Annotated in this window: 23 protein-coding genes; 14 read left to right on the top strand and 9 right to left on the bottom strand. The window is 66.4% G+C overall.

From position 1 onward, the window contains the following. Positions 1-14 precede the first annotated feature (14 nt). Genes dacB through ABGX75_RS05745 form a run of 3 tightly spaced genes read right to left on the bottom strand, consistent with a single transcriptional unit; the run spans position 15 to position 2,607 of the window. A complete protein-coding gene (dacB, locus tag ABGX75_RS05755) occupies positions 15-1,493 on the bottom strand; it encodes a D-alanyl-D-alanine carboxypeptidase/D-alanyl-D-alanine-endopeptidase (protein WP_011508222.1) in 1,479 nt (492 codons plus the stop codon). A gap of 59 nt (positions 1,494-1,552) precedes the next feature. After that, positions 1,553-1,882, bottom strand: a complete 330-nt coding sequence (locus tag ABGX75_RS05750) for an SMR family transporter (protein ID WP_035413326.1) — start codon at positions 1,880-1,882, stop codon at positions 1,553-1,555. A gap of 35 nt (positions 1,883-1,917) precedes the next feature. Beyond that, positions 1,918-2,607 carry a methyltransferase domain-containing protein gene (locus ABGX75_RS05745; protein WP_035413324.1) on the bottom strand — a complete coding sequence of 230 codons (690 nt, stop codon included), beginning with the start codon at positions 2,605-2,607 and terminating at the stop codon, positions 1,918-1,920. 281 nt (positions 2,608-2,888) lie between these two features. On the opposite strand from ABGX75_RS05745, the gene ABGX75_RS05740 reads away from it, so the two are divergent. The 7 genes from ABGX75_RS05740 (at position 2,889) to ABGX75_RS05710 (ending at position 10,162) form a co-directional block, all read left to right on the top strand. Continuing rightward, complete coding sequence (locus ABGX75_RS05740) at positions 2,889-4,763, top strand: beta-ketoacyl synthase (RefSeq protein WP_035413855.1); 1,875 nt, start codon at positions 2,889-2,891, stop codon at positions 4,761-4,763. A 78-nt stretch (positions 4,764-4,841) separates the two neighbouring features. Continuing rightward, entirely contained in the window at positions 4,842-5,345 is a 504-nt protein-coding gene (coaD, locus tag ABGX75_RS05735) for a pantetheine-phosphate adenylyltransferase (RefSeq protein ID WP_011508226.1), read from the top strand. 14 nt (positions 5,346-5,359) lie between these two features. Further along, a complete protein-coding gene (locus tag ABGX75_RS05730) occupies positions 5,360-5,608 on the top strand; it encodes a YfhL family 4Fe-4S dicluster ferredoxin (protein ID WP_011508227.1) in 249 nt (82 codons plus the stop codon). 107 nt (positions 5,609-5,715) lie between these two features. Continuing rightward, the gene (locus ABGX75_RS05725; protein WP_011508228.1) at positions 5,716-7,071 is read left to right on the top strand and encodes an MATE family efflux transporter; all 1,356 of its coding nucleotides are present in this window, start codon (positions 5,716-5,718) and stop codon (positions 7,069-7,071) included. A gap of 66 nt (positions 7,072-7,137) precedes the next feature. Beyond that, entirely contained in the window at positions 7,138-8,448 is a 1,311-nt protein-coding gene (locus ABGX75_RS05720; RefSeq protein ID WP_347411242.1) for a short-chain fatty acid transporter, read from the top strand. 109 nt (positions 8,449-8,557) lie between these two features. Next, complete coding sequence (locus tag ABGX75_RS05715) at positions 8,558-9,073, top strand: acyl-CoA thioesterase (RefSeq protein WP_011508230.1); 516 nt, start codon at positions 8,558-8,560, stop codon at positions 9,071-9,073. An 87-nt stretch (positions 9,074-9,160) separates the two neighbouring features. Beyond that, positions 9,161-10,162: an ion transporter gene (locus ABGX75_RS05710; RefSeq protein ID WP_128691404.1), complete on the top strand. Its 1,002-nt coding sequence runs from the start codon at positions 9,161-9,163 to the stop codon at positions 10,160-10,162. On the opposite strand, the gene ABGX75_RS05705 is transcribed toward ABGX75_RS05710, so the two are convergent. Then, positions 10,155-11,192, bottom strand: coding sequence for a hypothetical protein (locus ABGX75_RS05705; protein ID WP_011508232.1), 1,038 nt, complete (start codon positions 11,190-11,192; stop codon positions 10,155-10,157). The genes ABGX75_RS05710 and ABGX75_RS05705 overlap by 8 nt on opposite strands. Positions 11,193-11,289: 97 nt before the next feature. Then, on the bottom strand, positions 11,290-11,601 hold the full coding sequence (locus ABGX75_RS05700) for an I78 family peptidase inhibitor (protein WP_179153024.1): 312 nt from the start codon (positions 11,599-11,601) through the stop codon (positions 11,290-11,292). A 148-nt stretch (positions 11,602-11,749) separates the two neighbouring features. Here ABGX75_RS05700 and ABGX75_RS05695 point away from each other — a divergent pair, with 148 nt between their 5' ends. From ABGX75_RS05695 to ABGX75_RS05680, 4 genes are read left to right on the top strand one after another with little or no spacing between them, the layout of a single operon-like run. Continuing rightward, positions 11,750-12,682 (top strand): ABC transporter substrate-binding protein, encoded by a 933-nt coding sequence (locus ABGX75_RS05695; RefSeq protein WP_110062016.1) that lies wholly within the window; start codon positions 11,750-11,752, stop codon positions 12,680-12,682. A gap of 9 nt (positions 12,683-12,691) precedes the next feature. Beyond that, the gene (locus ABGX75_RS05690) at positions 12,692-13,894 is read left to right on the top strand and encodes an ABC transporter permease (RefSeq protein WP_347411241.1); all 1,203 of its coding nucleotides are present in this window, start codon (positions 12,692-12,694) and stop codon (positions 13,892-13,894) included. Between the two features lie 12 nt (positions 13,895-13,906). Then, positions 13,907-14,971, top strand: a complete 1,065-nt coding sequence (locus ABGX75_RS05685) for an ABC transporter ATP-binding protein (protein WP_347411240.1) — start codon at positions 13,907-13,909, stop codon at positions 14,969-14,971. Beyond that, positions 14,968-15,735 (top strand): ABC transporter permease, encoded by a 768-nt coding sequence (locus ABGX75_RS05680; protein WP_347411239.1) that lies wholly within the window; start codon positions 14,968-14,970, stop codon positions 15,733-15,735. Before ABGX75_RS05685 ends, ABGX75_RS05680 begins: the two co-directional genes overlap by 4 nt. Positions 15,736-15,868: 133 nt before the next feature. Here ABGX75_RS05680 and ABGX75_RS05675 read toward each other — a convergent pair whose 3' ends face one another. Further along, on the bottom strand, positions 15,869-16,000 hold the full coding sequence (locus ABGX75_RS05675) for an entericidin A/B family lipoprotein (protein WP_011508238.1): 132 nt from the start codon (positions 15,998-16,000) through the stop codon (positions 15,869-15,871). A 147-nt stretch (positions 16,001-16,147) separates the two neighbouring features. Continuing rightward, complete coding sequence (locus ABGX75_RS05670) at positions 16,148-16,276, bottom strand: entericidin A/B family lipoprotein (RefSeq protein ID WP_050934549.1); 129 nt, start codon at positions 16,274-16,276, stop codon at positions 16,148-16,150. 107 nt (positions 16,277-16,383) lie between these two features. On the opposite strand from ABGX75_RS05670, the gene ABGX75_RS05665 reads away from it, so the two are divergent. Continuing rightward, complete coding sequence (locus ABGX75_RS05665) at positions 16,384-16,812, top strand: HIT family protein (RefSeq protein ID WP_224114128.1); 429 nt, start codon at positions 16,384-16,386, stop codon at positions 16,810-16,812. 13 nt (positions 16,813-16,825) lie between these two features. On the opposite strand, the gene ABGX75_RS05660 is transcribed toward ABGX75_RS05665, so the two are convergent. Both ABGX75_RS05660 and ABGX75_RS05655 read right to left on the bottom strand, forming a co-directional pair. Further along, a complete protein-coding gene (locus ABGX75_RS05660) occupies positions 16,826-17,185 on the bottom strand; it encodes a hypothetical protein (RefSeq protein ID WP_110062012.1) in 360 nt (119 codons plus the stop codon). Further along, a complete protein-coding gene (locus tag ABGX75_RS05655) occupies positions 17,182-17,724 on the bottom strand; it encodes a hypothetical protein (RefSeq protein ID WP_347411238.1) in 543 nt (180 codons plus the stop codon). Before ABGX75_RS05655 ends, ABGX75_RS05660 begins: the two co-directional genes overlap by 4 nt. Positions 17,725-17,965: 241 nt before the next feature. Here ABGX75_RS05655 and ABGX75_RS05650 point away from each other — a divergent pair, with 241 nt between their 5' ends. Together ABGX75_RS05650 and ABGX75_RS05645 are read left to right on the top strand one after the other, a co-directional pair. Then, positions 17,966-19,126, top strand: a complete 1,161-nt coding sequence (locus ABGX75_RS05650) for a glycerate kinase (RefSeq protein ID WP_347411237.1) — start codon at positions 17,966-17,968, stop codon at positions 19,124-19,126. 163 nt (positions 19,127-19,289) lie between these two features. After that, entirely contained in the window at positions 19,290-19,763 is a 474-nt protein-coding gene (locus ABGX75_RS05645; RefSeq protein WP_035413301.1) for a Dps family protein, read from the top strand. Positions 19,764-19,802 lie beyond the last annotated feature (39 nt).

Here is a 19,802-nt window from a genome sequence, read left to right as displayed (position 1 = left end):
GGCCCGAGGCGCGCTCAGTGCGCCTCGATCATCCGCGTCAGGTCCGCCGCGACCAGAGGCAGGACCTGACGCCAGGCCAGGTACGGCGTCTGCGCGGTACCGTTGACCAGTACCGCGAAACTGCCCCAGCGCCCCTGACGGGTACGGAAATACCCGGCCACCGCGCGTACCGTGACCGGCTCGTTGAGGGTGCCGGTCTTGAGCATGACGTTCTGCTGGAAGGTCTCGCTGCCACGGCGGATGAAGTGCATCGGGCCGTTGGTCGGCAATTGCAGACCGGCGACGAAGGTCGGGAACAAGGCCGAACGCCGGTACATGGCCGACAGCAAGGCATTGATGTCTTGTGCCGAGACGCGGTTTTCCGGCGTCAGGCCACTGCCGCTGACCAGCGTCGGCACGCCGTGGCCGGGCAGGTCCCGGGCGAAGCGCATCAAGGCATCGCCGGCATCCCGCAGGCTGGCGCCCGGCTTGGCCACGAGATCCAGCGCCAGCGTATCGGCCATGAAATTGTTCGAGTAATTGAGCATGCGCAGCAGCACTTCCTGAAGCGGCTTGCCGTCCACCGCCGCCAGACGCTTGGCGGTGGTCGGCGGCGGCGTGGTGCTGGTCGCATGTCCGTCGACCTCGATGCCAGCCTGGCCGAGCAGGGCCACCAGGGTCTTGGCGGTTTGCTCGGCGGGGTCGGAACTGGCGCGATAGATCTCCCGGGAGAAGCCGCCATGCGCGATCTGGCCGCTGATGCGCAGCGTATCGCCCTGCGCATCGCTCAACCGCTCGGCACTGAGACGCGTATCGCCGCCCGGCGCCACGGTCGTGACCCGGTTGTCGATTCGGGTCAGCGGCGCCACTGTCGTGCAGTCGCTGATCGTGGCGGCATCTCCCACCGCGGCACCGGGTTTGATCAGATTGCACCAGCTGCCGTAATTCACCGCCGCCGAGGACAACAGGGCGCTGTAGGCGTTGTCCGACCGCGTCCGGGCCTCGCAGCGGTCGGTGGTCACGCAGGTCACCGGACCGAAGCGCCACTGGCTGACCACCAGTTCCCCGTTCACCTTGCGCACGCCGCGCTCGCGCAGGCGCTGCACCAGGCGCCACAGGTTCTCGCTGGTAAGGGCCGGGTCGCCGCCGCCGTCGAAGACCAGGTCGCCCTGCAACACGCCCTGCGCATCGACCTCGCCCGTGGCCATCAACTGGGTGGTGAAACGGTGCTGCGGCCCCCAGCGATCGAGACTCGCCGCGGCGGTATAGAGTTTGGTGACCGAAGCCGGCGACAGCCGCCGCGTGGGCTGAATCGACCCCAGGTTCTCGCCGCTTCCCAGCAGTTGCGCCTGAGCCCCGATCACGAAGCCCTTGTCGGCCAGCGTGGCAAGGTTCGAAAAGCCATCGGCCACCGCCGACAACGGCAGACCCAGCAACACCAGCATGGAGACCATGCGACGCCCGCTGCGGCCCCACGACCGCCGACGGCGAGAACAAAGCACCGTGCTCAACATCGAATATTCCTTTACCTGGATGAACGCACACCGCCCGCCAGGCTAGCAGCCGGCTGCCTTCAGTGCGACGACATGCGCGAGAACGCCTGTATGATCACCACGCCGGCGATGATCAGCCCCAGCCCCAAAAGCGCCGGCAGGTCGGGTTTCTCGCCGTATACGACGATACCGATCAGGGTGACCAGCACGATCCCCAGCCCCGCCCAGAACGCATAGGCAATCCCCACCGGCAAGTCTCGCAGCGCCAGCGTCAGCATGTAGAACGCCAAGGCATACCCCACCACGACGGTCACGCTGGGCCACAGGCGCGTGAACTCCTGGGAAGCCTTCAACGCACTGGTCGCCACGACCTCGGCGATGATCGCGATCGCCAAAAACACATACACCATTTCGGTCTCCTGAAAACGTCGCGTCGCCCCAGCGGTCAGGGCGGCGTCGGCAACAACTGGGGGCGGTGCGCGAGCGTCACCGTCAACCGCCATAATGTCTGACCGCTGGCGTGGTACTTGCGCTCGAAGGGCGTCAAGCCCTCCTCCGACGGCGCGAAAGACTCGAGACGCGCCTCGCGCCCGGTGGCTTGCGCCAGCGCCAGTGCCAGTTCCTCGAGGTAGAGCCGCCAGTTGGAGCGCGCCTCGAATTCGCCGCCGAGCCCGGCCAGGGCGGGAAACACCGGATGCCCGTGCCAGCGCATCTTGAGGTGCGAAGCCTTGGGGTATGGGTTGGGATACAACAGGTAATGTCGCGCCGGCTGCCAACCGGCCCGCAGGGCCAGGCGCCAGAAATCGACCAGGTCCGCCCGTACCAGCAGGGCATTGTCGGGCGGTGCGCCGTACTCGCGCGCGAGACGCTCGGCGCTGCGGTCCACCCCGATCACGGCGTGCTCGGGAAACTGCGCGGCCAGACGACGGGTGGAAAGCCCTACGCCGCAGCCCGAGTCCAGAATCAAGGGCCGGTCTCGCTCGCGCAGCCACGCCTGCGCGTTGTCGAAGGCGGCTTGCGTATGCGCCGCCACCGGCTTGCGCCATGGCGCGTTCAACGCCCGCGACACGCGCCGCGCCAGGTCCTCATGGGGACCGCGCTGCTGGGTGGCGATGGTGCGGGAATTGGCGTGCATGAGCGACTCGAAGACGGCTGGGCGACACGCCATTCTAGGGCCTGTTGCGGTTTCATGCACGGCCGCACGGAAGGAGAGAGCTCGGCGCCGGCACCGGCGTCGCATGACGCCGCTCGCACCCGGGTGCTATCATCACCCCAGACTTATTGAGGCTCCGCGCGTCGCCTGACGCGGGGAGACGCGCCATATCGGCCGACGCGTGCCGGCCACGAATCATGACGCATCGTCATCCACAGCATTACGAGGAACGCGGCTTGTCACAGTTACCGGTGATCGTCGGCATGGGCGGTGTTAACGCCGCCGGCAGAACCTCGGGCCACCAGGCTTTTCGCCGAACGATTCTCGACGCCTTGCCCGACACCCTTCAGGCACAGACCATTCTCGCCCTGGCCGCCATGATGCAGCTTGTGACGCGGCTGGAAGACGGCGCCTGGCAGGATGCCCACGGAGAGATTCTCGACGCCGCCGACGTCGTTTCGCGCTATCGGCAACACGTACTCGACCATACCCTGATCCGCCGCATCGAAGACGAGCGTTTCGGCAGCGAAGGCATTCCCGCCAATCGTGCCGCGCAGCTCGACCTCGACGATGCGCTGACCTTTCGCGTGCGCCGGCGGCAATTGCCCAACGACCTGCCGCCGACCTGGCAGGTGCGCGACATCGACAAGCGCATGGTCGAAGTCGTGGTGCCGCCGGGGTCGCTGAATGTCCTGCTGCCCGAACGGCGCAGCGCGCAGGTGCGCTCGGCGGGCCAGTTGCCCAGCGGATTCGCGCCGGAGACCCTGTACCGGAGCGTGCATCACCCGCGCGGGCTGTCGATGACCATCTTCGGCGCCTCCGACTGCCTCGGCCAGAGCGGCCTGGACTGGTCGGCGCTGCGCAATCGGCTCGACCCGGACGCCATCGCCGTGTATGCCGGCAACTCCATCGGCCAGCTCGACAACGAGGGCTGGGGCGGCCTGCTGCAGAGCTTCGTCGGCGGCGGACGCGCCACGTCCAAGCAGATGCCGCTGGGTTACGGCCAGATGCCCGCCGACTTTCTCAACGCCTACGTGCTGGGAAGCGTCGGCGCCACCGGTGCCGTGCTCGGCGCCTGCGCCAGTTTCCTCTATAACCTGCGCCTGGGGCTGGAGGACATTCGCAGCGGTCGGCGGCGCGTGGTCATGGTGGGCACCAGCGATGCCCCCATCACGCCGGAAATCGTCGAAGGCTTTCGCACCATGGGCGCGCTGGCCGACGACGAGAGCCTCAAGGCGCTCGACGCGCTGACGCTGCTGACCGATAGCGACTATCAGCGGGCCTGCCGACCCTTCGCGCGCAACTGTGGCTTCACCATCGCCGAGTCGACCCAGTTCCTGCTGCTGATGGACGATGCCCTGGCGCTCGAGACCGGCGCCCAGATTCTCGGCGCGGTGCCCGATGTGTTCGTCAACGCCGATGGCTGGAAACGCTCGATCTCCGCGCCGGGCATCGGCAACTACATCACCTTGGCCAAGTCGGTGAGCCTGGCCCGGGACATGCTCGGCGAGGATTCGGTGCGCCACCGCAGCTATCTGCATGCTCACGGCACCAGCACGCCCAAGAATCGCACCACCGAGTCGCACGTGTTCGACATGGTGGCCCGCACGCATGGCATCGAGGCCTGGCCGGTGGCCGCCATCAAGGCCTTCGTCGGCCATTCGCAAGGCGGCGCGGCGGGCGACCAGCTCGCCAGTGCCCTGGGCACCTTCGCCCATGGCGTGATCCCCGGCATCGCCACCCTCGACGCCGTGGCCGACGACGTTCACGCCGAACGCCTGCGTTTCTTTCGCGACCCGCTCCCTTTCGAGGCCGACGCGACCTTCATCAACGCCAAGGGCTTCGGCGGCAACAACGCCACCGGGCTGGTCATCTCGCCCGCCGCGACCGAGCGCCTGCTCGCCAAGCGTCACGGTCAGCGCGCCGTCGATGACTGGAAGCATCGTCGCGAGGCCACGCTGGCGGCGTCCCAGACGTACCTGGAGACGGCCGACAGCGGCCGCTTCGAGGTCACCTATCGCTTCGGCGAGGGCGTGCTGGAAGGCCCCGAGCTGTCCATGACACGCGACGCCCTGCACATCCCCGGCTTCGATCGGCCGGTATCGCTGACGGTCGACAACCCCTACGGTCAGCTGTGAAGGCGGCCCCGGGCGTCGACATTGTCGCCGCCCGGCGCCAACCACTACCCTGATGGTGTCTCGGCACAGGATGCATCCATGAATATCGTGGTCTATCCCGGTACCTTCGACCCCGTGACCAATGGCCATTACGACCTGATTGAGCGCGCCTCGCGCATGTTCGACAAGGTCGTGGTGGCGGTGGCGGCGAGTCCGCGCAAGCAACCCACGCTGTCCCTGGAAACCCGGGTGGCGCTGATCGAGGAAGTCACCGCCGACCTCGACAACGTCACCGTGACCGGCTTCAGCTGCCTGCTGACGCAATTGCTGGCGCAACAGAACGCGCGCATCATCCTGCGCGGTCTGAGAGCGGTATCCGACTTCGAATATGAGTTACAATTGGCCAATATGAACCGGGCCCAGGCACCTGACGTGGAAAGCCTGTTCCTGACGCCCGAGGTCGAGAACTCGTATATTTCTTCCACCATCGTGCGCGAGATCGCGCGTCTGGGGGGAGATGTCTCCAAGCTCGTGCATCCCTGCGTGGTCGATGCGCTGAGCCGGCATTTCGCCCAGGACCCCTCGTCGCCCAAGACGCAATAGAGGACGGACGCTTTATGGCTTTGATGATCACCGACGAGTGCATCAACTGCGACGTCTGCGAACCCGAGTGCCCCAACGGCGCCATTTCCCCGGGTGAGGAGATCTATGTCATCGACCCCAACCTGTGCACCGAGTGCGTCGGCCACTTCGACGAGCCCCAGTGCCAGCAGGTATGTCCGGTGGACTGCATCCCTCTCGATCCCGAGCGCAGCGAAACCCACGATCAACTGATGCACAAATATCGCTTGATCACCGCCGCCTGACCCGCGTGCACGCCACGCCGCCGCGGGCGACGTGGCGCGTGTCGGCCCCACTTTTCCTTCTCACGGGTGTGTGTCACGCGTGAGCGCACACCCAACGACGGAATCCCGTGTCTTCATCACGCCCCGCGACACGCATCTGGCCGCTCGCCTGGCCGATCATCCTTTCCAACATCACCGTCCCGCTGCTGGGACTGGTGGACACCGCGGTGGTCGGCCACCTGCCGGACTCACGCTACATGGCCGCCGTGACCCTGGGTGCCACCCTGTTCAGCTTTCTGTACTGGGGCTTCGGGTTTCTGCGCATGGGCACCACCGGCCTGACCTCTCAGGCCGTGGGCCGCGAGGACGACAGCGACATCCGCAACCTGCTGGGCCAGGCGCTGTTGCTGGCACTCGGCATCGGCGTGCTGCTGATCCTGCTCGCCGAACCGCTGATCGACTTCGGTCTCTACCTGCTCGACGGCAGCCCGGCGGCCATGGCCCTGGCCGACGATTACGCCCACATTCGCATTCTGTCGGCCCCGGCGGTGATGGCGAATTACGCAATTCTCGGCTGGTTTCTGGGCCAGCAGAACTCGCGGGTCACGCTGGCGATCATGGTGTTGACCAACAGCGTCAACATCGTCCTCGATCTGGTGTTCGTGGTCGGGCTGGGCATGACCAGCGACGGCGTGGCCTGGGCCACCGTCATCGCCGACTATACCGCCCTGGGCGCGGGACTGTGGCTCGTGGCACGCCAGCTGGGACGCCTGCAGGGACGCTTCCTGCGTCGGCGCCTGCTGCGATTCGCCGCCTACTCCGAGCTGTTCCAGGTCAATCGGCACCTGTTCGTGCGCACGCTGGGGCTGCTGTTCGCCATGGCCTTCTTCACCGCTCAGGGCGCCGACCAGGGCGACACGGTGCTCGCCGCCAACGCGGTGTTGATGCAGTTCATCATGATCACCTCCTACGCGCTGGACGGCTTCGCCCATGCCGCCGAAGCCTTGACCGGACGCGCCGTGGGGCGTCGCGACTGGCCGCTTTTCTCGAGCGCGGTGCGCGCGGCCGCGCGTTTCTCGCTGGTCACCGCCGGGGTCGCCATGGCCGCGTTCCTGTTCGGCGGCCATGCCCTGATCGCCCTGCTCACCGACCTGCCCGACGTGCGAGCCTCGGCGGCCGACTACCTGCCCTGGATGGTCGTCATGCCGGCCATCGCGGTATGGAGCTATCTGCTCGACGGCGTCTTCATCGGCGCCACCGCGACCCGTGAAATGCGCGACACCATCCTGCTGGCACTCGCCGTCTACCTGCCGGTGTGGTGGCTCGCGCAACCGCTGGGCAACCACGGCCTGTGGCTCGCCTTCACGGCCTTCACCCTGGTGCGCTCGGCAAGTCTCGCCGCCGTCTACCTGCACTATCGGCGCACGCGCTGGACAAGCGCCGCAACGCCCGCCTGCGACCAAGGGATACAGGACCAAGGTTGAGTGATCGGCGCGTCTCCCGAGCGACTATCGTTATCAGCATGACAACGACCTCCTGGAGAGGCTTTCATGCTGAAGCTGCTGTCTCGCCCCGCGGTACGCCTGGTCGAACGCTACCTGCCCGATCCTTACATCTTCGTGCTGATCCTGACCCTGGTGGCGGCCATCGCGGCCATGCTGGTCGAGCGGCAGTCGCCGCTGGCGATCATGCGCTACTGGGGAGACGGCTTCTGGGGACTGCTGTCCTTCTCGATGCAGATGCTGCTGGTGCTGGTCACTGGCTTCATGCTGGCCAGCAGCCCACCCGTCAAGCGCCTGCTCGACAGGATCGCCCGGCTCGCCAAGAGCCCGGCCGGCGCCATCGTGCTGGTGTCGCTGGTCTCGCTGGCCGCCAGCTGGATCAACTGGGGCTTCGGCCTGGTCATCGGCGCCCTGTTCGCCAAGGCCCTCGCACGACAGGTGCGTGTCGACTACCGCCTGTTGATCGCCAGCGCCTATTCGGGCTTCGTGGTATGGCACGGCGGCCTGGCCGGCTCGATTCCCTTGACCATCGCCACCGAGGGGCATTTCACGGCGGGCCAGATCGGTGTCATTCCCACCTCCGAGACCATCTTCGCGTTCTTCAACCTGGCCATCGTGCTGGCGATGTTCGTTGCCGTGCCGCTGGTCAACCGGTTCATGCTTCCCGACGAGCGTGACAGCGTCTACATCGACCCCGCACAACTCGACGACGCCCCGCGCGACCTCGGTCCCGCCACGCGTCCGGCGGAACGCCTGGAAAAGAGCTCCTGGCTGTCATGGCTGGTCGGCATTCCCGGTTTGCTGTTCCTGCTCGACCATTTCGTGTTCCGCGACGGCGGCCTGAACCTCAACGTGGTCAACTTCCTGTTCCTGTCCCTGGCCATCGTGCTGCATCGCACGCCCCGCAGTCTGCTGGACAGCCTCCACGAGGCCATCAAGGGTGGCACCGGTATCGTCATCCAGTTTCCCTTCTACGCCGGCATCATGGCGATCATCATGCAGTCCGGGCTGGCACAGACGCTTTCCGAGGGGTTCGTGGCGATCTCCACCGCCCAGACGCTGCCTTTCTGGTCGTTCATCAGTGCCGGCATCGTCAACCTGTTCGTGCCTTCGGGCGGCGGGCAATGGGCCGTCCAGGCCCCGGTCATGCTGCCCGCCGCCGCCTCCCTGGGCGCGGATATCCCCCGCGTCGCCATGGCGGTCGCCTGGGGCGATGCCTGGACCAACCTGCTGCAGCCGTTCTGGGCGCTTCCCATGCTCGCCATCGCGGGGCTCAAGGCCAAGGACATCATGGGCTTCTGCCTGATCCAGCTGGTGGTGACGGGCGTCATCATCGCGCTCGGGCTGACCTTTCTTTGAACGGTTCCCGCCCGTCCGGCGGGTAAGCAGAGGGGAGCGACAAGACAGGGCAAAACATGATACATCTTGCGCCTCTATCCATTCCCCGGCCTCAGCAGGATTGTGACCCATGGCGCCCGACGACCTTCCCCGCCAGCACGAACTCACCATGACGGTACTGATGACCCCTGACATGGCCAATTTCAGCGGCAAGGTGCATGGCGGGGCGATTCTCAAGAAACTCGACGAAGTCGCCTACGCCTGTGCCAGTCGCTATGCGGGCTCCTATGTCGTCACGTTGTCGGTGGATCAGGTCCTGTTCAAGCAGCCGATCCATGTCGGCGAGCTGGTGACCTTTCTGGCCTCGGTCAATTACGTGGGGCGCTCCTCGATGGAGATCGGCATCAAGGTGGTGGCCGAGTCGATCCAGGACCGCGTGATTCGCCATACCAACAGCTGTTACCTGACCATGGTGGCCGTCGATAGCGAGGGCCGCCCCAACAGCGTGCCGCCGCTGCCGCTCGACACGCCCATGGCCAAGCTTCGCTTCGAGAAGGCCGAACTGCGCAAGAAGATGCGCAAGCAGGCCGAGGAAGAAGAAAAGCGTGCCCAGGCCAGCCTGTCACCGACATCGCAAGCGACCTGACGTCATGCCCGCGTCGCTGCTAACGTGGCGATCTTGCCGGAAGCATCGCGCCGCCCCGGCTCGGCGGCGCCGTCAACGGAGAACGCCATGACCACGCCCCACGCCGCCGAACGCGCCACCCTGCGCGAACGCCTGTACCTGGTCTGGGACATCGCCATGATGGTGCTGATCTCGGCCAACCTGTTGCTGTTGCTCATCGACAGCCTGTTTCTCCTGCCGCCGATCAATGCCGGTCTGGCCGACGTCGCGCCCGCGCTGCATCAGGCGTACGACCAGACCATTCACCAGCGCTTCTTTACCATCGACCTGGTGTTCGTGGCCATTTTCATTACCGACGTGCTGGCCGGCTGGATACTGGCCGTCGTGGAACGTCGCTATGCCCGCTGGTTCTATTACCCGTTCGTGCATTGGTACGACGTGCTGGGGTGCATTCCGGTGGGCGGATTCCGCCTGTTGCGCGTGCTGCGCGTGATCTCGCTGCTGTTGCGCCTGCAGCGCCTGGGAGTGATCGATATCCGTCGCTGGCGCGTGTATGCCTTCTTCGAGCACTACTACCGCATCGTCATGGAGGAGCTGTCGGACCGCGTGGCGACACGCCTGCTGAGCAGCCTGCAGGATGAAGTGAGGCGCAGCGAGGACTTCACCAAGCGCCTTTCGGAAGAAGTCATCCAGCCCCGCAAGGCGGCACTGGTCGACGAGATCGCCAGGCGCCTCGAGGCCACCGTCGACAAGAGCTATGCCGAGAACCATCAGGAAGTGCATCGCTACGTGGCCGCACTGGTCGACCGTACGCTGGAGGAAAACGCCGAGCTCACGCGGCTGCGTCGCCTGCCGCTCGGCGACAACGTCGCGCGTGCCATGCAGCGCAGCTTGAGCGATGTCGCCAGCCGCGTGGTGCATGAAGCCATCGACGGACTGCGTTCGCCGCAGTTCAGAAGCCTCATCGGCGACCTGGCGGAAAGCGGCATCGACGCCTGGCTGTACGTCGACCAGCGTACCGACCGCGTCACCGAGCAGGTGCTGATCGAAACGCTGGAAATGCTCAAGGACGAGATCGCCGTCAAGCGCTGGAAGGACGAACTCAGGTAATGTGCAGCATCGTGTAGGGCGCCTCGCAGGCATGACGCTCGTCGCGTTCGTCGATGCGCCCCAGCGACATGTCGCGGTCGTTGTCGTAGGCCACGAAGAGCCGCTCGCTGTCCAGCACCGCCAGGCCCTCCGCCTTGTGCTCGAACTCCAGGGCGTCGCCCTGCACCGTGCGCACCAGCTCGGGCGCCTGGCCCGCGCTGAAACCGGCCAGCGACACGACCCACAGATACCCGCCGATGCGCGGCTCGCCCGCCTCCTCGACCTCGAAGCTGGTCAACAGGAACAGGCGGTCGTGATGGGGGTCGTATTCCAGGCTCGACAGGCCGCAATCGAAGCGGACCTCGGGATGCTGCCGTGGAGAGAAGCGATAGAACTCGCGTAGCTCGTCGACCAGCACCAGGTTGCCATGCTCGTTCACGGTGTAATGCGCGCCCACGACGCGGCACACGTATTCGAAATCCTCGTGCGAGCGCCCCTGCTCGCGGACACCGAAGAGCAACAGCCCGTCGCCACGCTCGCCGGGCACCGCCGCCAGCCCCTCGATCTTGTAATACGGCTCGCCGATGGCGCCGTCCAGCTTGTTGCGCAGCTCCAGCGAGCCTTCGACGCCATCCCGCGGGTCGGGGTCGACCACCTGCACTCGCTGCGGCTCGCCCAGCGGCCAGATCAACAGATGGTTGTACGCGTTGAGCGCGTGGCTTTCCATGTCGATGCGGTCGAATCCCGTGGTCGCGAGCACATGGCGCCCGTCGGCGGTCAGCGCGAAATCCTCGTACTTGACGGCGCGCTTGATGGCATCGGCGGTCAAGTAGTCGAGCTGGCTGTCGTCGGGACCGGCATCGGTCATGGGAACGGAGAACACCGCCGAGCGCGCCTCGCCGGGAATCGGCTTGTCGCTGGCCAGGATCAGGCGCCGGCCGTCGTAGACCACGGCGGACACCTCGACGTTGACCAGCTTGCCCGCCTCGTCGCGCAATCCGGCGGGGAAGCAGTGCAGGGTCCCTTCTTGCAGAATCTCGGCATGCGGCATGGGGCGACCTCCTCGATCGCGTGACTCATGAACGCATGCAGCGTAACCCGAAATCCGTCCGCGAGGCGACGCATGCGGATGGCTTGCGCCGCCGCGACTAGCCGCAGGTGAGCTCGACGATACGCTGTCGGTCGTCGAGCTTGACGTTGAGACGCTGGGCCCGGTAATCCATCGTCACCGCCTGGTTGGGACCGACGACGCGCACGCGCTCGGCGTCGCTCTCCTCCTCCAGCCGCGCCAGCGTGCTCTCGGTGGCACGCCGTCCCTGATAGTCGTTCAGCGCATCGGCGCCACAGGCATCGCGTTGCGACGTCGATGGCGGCGTGGGCGCCTCGTCCGGCGTCTGCCCGACGCTGCAACCCGCCAGCAAGAGCGTCAACAGGGCACCGCCCAAACCGATTCTGTACATGCTGCCTCCGTGTCGTCGCATATAGGGGAGCAGCGTATCCGAGGCCGACACTTGTCGCCAAGCGCATTCCCTCTCGCCGCGCAAGCCGAGAATGCTAGACTCAAGGTTCGAATCGTCGCGACCCGTCATTTCCAAGGAGCCAGGAATCATGCCCGGAACGTTTCAACACCTCGCCACCCGCGTGCTTGGCCTGGCGGCCGTCACCGCGCTGTCGATATCGCCGGTCTTCGCCGCCGACCCGGTACGGGTATCCTCGAAGATCGACACCGAGGGGGCCTTGCTGGGCAACATGATGGTCCAGCTCCTGGAGCATGCCGACATTCCCGTGGAGGAAAACCTCCAGCTCGGGCCCACCAACATCGTGCGCAGCGCCCTGCTGGAAGACGAGATCGACCTGTATCCCGAGTACACCGGCAACGGCGCCTTCTTCACCCAGACTACCGATGATCCGGCCTGGAAACAGTCCGAGGCGGGCTACGAGAAGATCCGTGCCTACGACAAGCAGCACAACGATCTCGTCTGGCTGACACCCGCACCGGCCAACAACACCTGGGCGATCGCCCTGCGTCGGGATATCGCCGACGAACACGATCTCTCCACCATGCAGGACTTCGCGGCCTGGGTACGCGACGGAGGCGAGGTGAAACTCGCCGGCTCGGCGGAGTTCGTGGAGAGCGATGCTGCCCTGCCCAGCTTCCAGCGTGCGTACGACTTCACGCTCGACCAGGAGCAACTGCTGGTGCTCTCCGGCGGCAACACGGCCGCCACCATCCGCGCGGCGGCCAACAACACCAGCGGCACCAACGCGGCGATGGTCTACGGCACCGATGGCGCGATCGCCGCGGCCGACCTCAAGGTCATGGACGATACCCAGGGCGTACAGATGGTCTATGCGCCGGCGCCGGTGATCCGCCAGGCGACGCTCGACGCCTACCCCGAGATTCCGGAGCTGCTCGGCCCCTTGTTCGAGGGACTCGACCGCGAGACGCTGCAGACCCTCAACAGCCGCATTCAGGTGGATGGCATGCCGGCGAGTGACGTCGCACGCGATTATCTCGAATCGCAAGACCTGCTCGACTAAGCGCCGCGCGTGACGTCTCCCGCCGTTTCAACGATCGGCGCCGGCCGCCTGCTCGCCAACCGCGTGCTCGTCACGCTGTTGATCGCGGGGCTGGCCGCGGCGTGGCTGCTGCCCTTTGCGTCGATGTCGCCCAATCGCTTGGCCTCGGGCCAGTCGGTGGCGCTCGGCGGCGCCCTGACCATATGGCAAGCCGCCGGCATGCTCGTGCTGACCGTCATGCTGGGGCTGGCGGCGCTGCAGCGTCCATTGTCGCGCCGGTTAGCGCATGGCGTGACGCTCACGGCGAGCCTCGCGCTCCTGCTGATCACCTTGTACGCGCTGGGCGATTATGCCCAGCGCACGCTTGCCGAGCGCTCGCCATCGGCGCGCGTCTCGCAGGGGGCCGCTTTCTGGGTCATTGTGTTCTGCTGTGCGCTGGCGGCCATCGATACCTTGCAGCGCCACGCCAGCGGCTGGATCACACGCCTGGGATACGCCGCGCTGGCGGGCGGCGCAGTGGCATTCCTGCTGGCCAGCGGCCATTTTCGCGATCTCTCGATCATGCGCGAGTATGCCAACATCCGTGACACCTTCAGCGACCAGCTGCTCACGCACCTGGGGCTGGTGGGCGCCGCGCTGGGACCGGCCTTGGCGATCGGCGTGCCCCTGGGGCTGCTGGCGCACCGCAGCGCCCGGGTGCGGGGGACGCTGTTCAGCGTGCTGAACGTCTTCCAGACGATTCCTTCCATCGCGCTGTTCGCCCTGCTCGTCGCTCCCCTCTCGGCACTGGGCAATGCCTTTCCGTTCCTCGCCGAGCTGGGCATCAAGGGCATCGGCGCGGCACCGGCCATCATCGCCCTGGTGATGTACGCCCTGCTGCCCGTGGTGCGCAACACCCATGCCGGCCTCAAGGGCGTGCCGCCGGCGACCGTGGAAGCCGCGCGCGGCATGGGCATGACGCGGCGCCAGGTGCTGTGGCGCGTGGAAATCCCGCTGGCGCTGCCGGTCATGCTCTCGGGGCTGCGCATCGTCACCGTGCAGGCCATCGGCCTGACCGTGGTGGCGGCCCTGATCGGTGCCGGCGGGCTGGGTGCCTTCATCTTTCAGGGGCTCGGCCAATACGCCATCGACCTGGTCCTGCTCGGCGCGATCCCCACCATCGTGCTGGCGGTGATCGCCGATTTCATGCTGCAGATGCTGGTCGCGCTGAGTCAGCCGGCCGGTACTCGCTGACAGGTAGTACAGATGATCGAACTTCAGGGACTGACCAAGCGCTATGGGGACACGCGGGTCGTCGACGACATTTCCCTTACCGTCGAGCAGGGAGAGTTCTGCGTGCTCATCGGCCCCTCGGGATGCGGCAAATCGACCACGCTGAAGATGATCAACCGCCTGATCGCGCATAGCGAGGGGCGGATCCTGGTAGGCGGCGAGGATGTCACCACCCTCCCGCCGGAGCTTCTGCGTCGCCGAATCGGTTACGCCATCCAGTCGACCGGGCTGTTTCCCCATTGGCGCGTCGCCGAGAACATCGCGACCGTGCCCAGGTTGCTGAAGTGGACCACGTCACGGATCAACGCCCGTGTCGATGAATTGCTGGCGCTGTTTCAGCTCGACGCCGACGATCTGCGCGACAAGTACCCCCACCAGCTCTCGGGCGGGCAGGCACAACGCGTCGGCGTGGCCCGTGCGCTGGCCGCCGACCCCGATGTGCTGCTGATGGACGAGCCCTTCGGCGCCGTCGACCCGCTGACGCGCGACGCCTTGCAGGTCGAGCTGGCCCGCGTGCACCGTCAGACCGGCAAGACCATCGTCTTCGTCACCCACGACATGGACGAGGCCCTGCGCCTGGCTTCCCGCGTGGCCCTGCTCAATGGCGGCCGGCTCGTGCAATACGATCGCCCCGCGGAACTCCTCGTCGACCCCGCCAACGATTTCGTCCGCGACTTCATCGGGCGCGCCGACCTGGGGCTCAAGCTGCTCTCGCGGCGCCGGGTCGAGCAGTACTATCAGCCCGCCCAGGGCACGCGCGATGCCACGATCACGCAAGCGGCCACCACCCACGCACGCCCCACCTGGCAGGTGGATGCCGACAATCGGCCCCTGGCGCTCATCGGCGGGCGGCTGGAAGAGCCCGCGACCGTACGCACCGACGTCAACGGCGAATGGACGGCCACGCCGGACATGTCCATGAAGGAAGCGCTGTCGCGCATGGTGTGGTTTCGCGTCACGGCCCTGCCGGTGCTCGACGACCAGGGACGCTTGCTGGGCGAGGTGACGATGGCCGGCGTCATGGGGCATCGCCCATGACACGCCGCACGATGCCACATCTGGCGCCGCGCAGCGTGCTGCTGATCGTTCTCGGCGTATTGCTGGTGACGCTGGTACTGGGCATGGAGCAGTTGGCGCCCTTGTTCCGCGCCTGGTTTCCCGACCAGAACCCGGCCATGTACGAGCGCGAGAGCTTCCTCAACCTGACGCTGGCCCATGTGGCACTGGTCCTGGTGTCCTCGCTCATTTCGGTGGGCGTGGGCGTCGGCGCGGGTCTGTTCGTCACGCGCCCGGCGGGGCGCGAGTTCGCTCCGCTGGTCTCGACGCTGGCGGCCATCGGCCAGACGTTTCCCCCGGCAGCGGTACTCGCCATCGTCGTGCCCCTGGCGGGTTTCGGCTTCGTACCCACGCTGGTGGCGCTGGTCCTCTACGGGCTGTTGCCCGTGGTGCAGAACACCGTTGCTGGTCTGGGCACGGTGCCGCCCCAGACCCTCGAAGCGGCACGCGGCAACGGCATGAGCGCCTGGCAGATTCTCTGGCACATCGAGCTGCCGCTGGCGATGCGCGTCATCGTCGCCGGCGTGCGTGTCTCGGTGATCATCAACATCGGCACGGCCACCATCGGGTCCACGGTGGGCGCCACCACGCTGGGTACCCCGATCATCGCCGGCCTGGTCGGCAACAACCTGCCGTACGTGATTCAAGGCGCGTTATTGGTGGGCTTGCTCGCCATCGTCACCGACCTGGCATTCGAACGCCTGGAACGACGTTTTTCGTTCGGCGCGAGTGGCGCGACACCGTAGCTCGGAAGAATGGGATAGACGGAAAGGCCAGCAAACGGCCTGGGAAGATCGCGAGGGAGGAATGGGGCAGAAGGACGGGAGCGCCTCGGGCACAGGCCAATCGCCGCCCCTGTCGGGGCGGCGATTGCAAGCATCAATCTGCGGCTTCTTGCACTTCTTCGCCGCCTTGCTCGATGTCTTCACCTGCACCCTCGAAAGTGTTGCAGCCGCTGATTGCGCCAGCGGTGAACATCAGCAGCAGGGAAAAAGCCAGCATCCGTTTCATTGTCGTGTCTCCTTCACGTCATCAAGCGGGAAAAAGTCCCGCCGGTCCATGTACCCGTTTGCTCGGGCAACGCTATCCGCCGACATGGCGGTTCGCCCACAACGTAGCAAAGCTGGCGCCGCCATGCACACTTTGAGCGACATCGGTTCAGGAAGCGGCATCCTGAACCGCTTCACCGCCACGCTCGATATCCTCACCCGCGCCCTGGATGGTATTGCATCCACTCAGCGCCACCAGCAACAGCAAACCCAAGATCGCAACCGTTGTACGCTTCATGCCTTTCTCCTGGAATCACCCTGATCTAGCGGAAACACGGCCTCTTGCCGTGTAACCTAACGTTAACATAGCCAGCACACTTTATGACGATTTTCAGGAGCGCTCGCATGACCGACTTCTCGCTGCACCCTCGCCTGGCGGCGGACTCTCACCATGTCGTCGACCTGCCGTTGTGCCAGGTACGCCTCAACGACGATGCCCGCTATCCCTGGCTGGTGCTGGTGCCACGTCGTGCCGATATCCGCGAGGTCTACGAGCTGTCCGGCGACGATCAGGCCGCGATGTGGCGCGAAGCCAGCGAGACCGGGCGCCGCCTGATGGCCCACTATCGCGGCGAAAAGCTCAACCTGGCCACGCTCGGCAACCAGGTCGCGCAGCTGCATCTGCACGTGATTGTACGCCATGCAGCCGATCCTGCCTGGCCGGGCCCGGTATGGGGGCACGCCGCACCGCATCCGTACACCGCCGACGCGCTTGCCTCGACGCTTGCCGAGCTGCGCGGCATGCTGGCCTCGCTCGATCCGGCGACGCCGTGATCCGGAGCGCGCCTCAGGGCGACTCGCCGAGTCGCGCCTGGATGTCGACGAGCAGCGTATCGAAGACGTATGGCGCCACCGGTTGCCCGCCACGCCGGCCCGACAGTGCGATACGCGTGCCCGCCGGCGTGGCTTCGAGGCGATAGCGCACCGTCAATGGAGGACGCGACGCCAGCACGGCCTCGACGTCGCCGAGTTCGGCATCGGCGCGTCGAATCACGAAACCACGCGACGCCAGCATCGCCACGCCGGCCTCGAGGGCCGCCTGCGGCTCGGCACGCACGACGATTTCCCGCGGCTGCGGCGGCTGCGGCGACGTCGCGCAGCCCACCAGCCCCAGCATGACGATCAGCGTTGCGATCAGTCGCATCATGACGTGGCTCCTTCTTCGCGCAGGCGCAGGTCGATGGCCTCGCGGAGCGAAGCGCAGAAGGCGGCACTGTTGTCCGGCCGGGCATCGATCAGGTACCCGTCGATATCGACCACGCGCGAGTCGCGCGTGACCCTCACGACGTCGTCGGCGGCCACCACCGAGACCCGCTGGATACGCACCGGATCGCCGCCGAAGCGCTGTGCATACCCCAGTGAATACCCGTGGCGACTCCCCATGCCGTAGTAGCCCCAGAACCCGCTGCGGCCCCAGAACGGGCGATCCACGGCCCCCAGCCCCGGCTGTGCCGCGCTGCGCTCGGCACTCACCAGCCCCAACGCGACCTCGGTGGTCTCGACCCGATAGCCCTGCGCCTCCAGGGCCTCGACCGTGGCCCGCACCCGGGCCGTGGCATCAGCCTCCGCCGGCCACTGACACGCTTCGGGCAATGGCGAACCGACATCGCGCCCCAAGGGGTCATAGGCCGCCATGTTTTGACAACCACCCAGCCCCGCTACCAGCAACAGCCACCAAGGTTTCATCTTCGCGTTCTCATCCGATGTGCCGCCATTCACCAGCCAAGACGCTGACGCGTCCGGCGCCTTCACTGCTTTCACACGCCCTCTCGAGAGCGTAGCCAACCCCATGGCTTGCGTCAGTGTGGCAGGTTCGGCGGATTCCCGCGTCGCTTCGCATGCGCTAGGCTGGCATCGCAGGGTGCAGCACGTTGCATCTTATCTTGTCATCCCCCGCCGCGGCGGAGACCACTGAAGAGGCCGACCCATGAAGATCGTCATTGCCCCGGATAGTTACAAGGATGCCCTGTCGGCCCGCGACGCCGCCGCCGCCATCGCCGCCGGCTGCGCCCGGGTCGTGTCCCGCGACAGTCTGGTGGAGTGCCCCATGGGTGACGGTGGCGAAGGGACCCTGGATGCCTTGCTGGCGGCCACGGGCGCCGAACGCCGCAGCGCCCAGGTCCACGATGCGCTGGGTCGGCCGACCGAGGCCGCCTGGGGATGGCACGCCGATAGCCGTACGGCCTATGTGGAACTCGCCGAAGCCAGCGGCCTGCAACCACTGCGCCAGGACGAACGCAGCGCGCTGCACAGCACGACGTTCGGGGTCGGCGAGCTGATCCGTGCCGCCCTCGACACCGGCGCCGAACGCTTGATTCTCACTCTCGGCGGCAGCGCCACCAACGACGCCGGTGCGGGCATGCTCGAGGCCCTGGGCGCCCGCCTGCTCGACAATGAGGGCCATCCCTTGCCGCCGGGCGGCGCGGCCCTGGCATCGCTCGCCCGGCTCGACCTGAGCGGACTGGACCCGCGTCTAGCCTCGCTGGCGGTGGATACCGCCGTGGATGTCGACAACCCCCTGCTCGGCGAGCGTGGCGCCAGCGCGGTCTTCGGCCCCCAGAAGGGCGCCACGCCCGAGGACGTGGCACGTCTCGACGCGGCCCTGGCGCATTTCGCCGAGCATGCCGCCGACGCGCTCGGCGAGGATCACCGCACACTGGCGGGTGCCGGCGCCGCCGGGGGCATGGGATTCGCGGCCGCCGCCTTCCTTGGCGCCCGCTTGAAACCCGGCATCGAACTGGTCATGGAACAGGTCGGCTTCGATCGCTTGCTGACGGAGGCCAGCCTGGTCATCACTGGCGAAGGCCAGCTCGACGGGCAGAGCCTGTCCGGCAAGACACCGGTGGGCATCGCCCGCCTGGCGCGCCGCCACGGCGTGCCCACCGTCGCGCTCGCGGGGCGTCTCGGCGACGGCTGGCGCGCCGTCCACGACGAGGGCATCGAAGCCGCCCTCGCCCTGGCCGACGGTCCCCTGTCCCTGCCGGACGCGCTCGCCCGCACCGCGTCATTGCTCGCCGACCGGGCCGAAACCCTCGTCCGGCTCTGGCAGCTCGGCTACCGACACGGGGTTCATGCCTCCCCGGACTAGCGGAATGCCGGACCAGGACACGATGCCGCACCCCCTGCCCTTGAAAAAACCGACCATCAGGGGCATTTCATGTACAGAGGCTATTCCGTCGATGGGAAAGATTCGTTACCCAATCCCAGGTCGACACTCTACACTTTGCCCATTGCCTACGAGGAGGTGCTTCATGTCCGACATCAACGCCATCGGTCTACACGAGAACAGTGCCAACCAGCTGGCCGAGAAGCTCAACGAGCTGCTGGCCAACTACCAGATCTTCTACATGAACGCCCGCGGCTATCACTGGAACGTGAAGGGCCCGAACTTCTTCGAACTGCACACCAAGTTCGAGGAAATCTACACCGATCTGCTGGCCAAGGTCGACGAAGTCGCCGAGCGCATCCTCACGCTGGGTCATCAGCCGCTGCATGCCTACAGCGACTACGCCAAGGTGTCGCGCATTCAGGAAGCCACCAACGTGCACGATGGCGCCGAATGCGTCCGCGGGCTGGTGCAAGGCTATCAGGCCCTGCTCGAGCTGCAGCGCGAGATCAACTCCATGGCCGCCGATGCCGACGACGAAGGCACCGCATCGCAGATGAGCGATTACATCCGCGAGCAGGAAAAGACCGTATGGATGCTCAGCGCCTATCTGGGCTGATGGCCCCGTTGACGGCACGACCCGCACGATGACGACGCC

The sequence above is a fragment of the Chromohalobacter sp. genome, assembly GCF_039830575.1.
GTDB classification, from domain to species: domain Bacteria; phylum Pseudomonadota; class Gammaproteobacteria; order Pseudomonadales; family Halomonadaceae; genus Chromohalobacter; species Chromohalobacter israelensis.
Note: the sequence above shows the minus strand (reverse complement) of the source record. Positions and strands in the feature narration are given on the sequence as shown.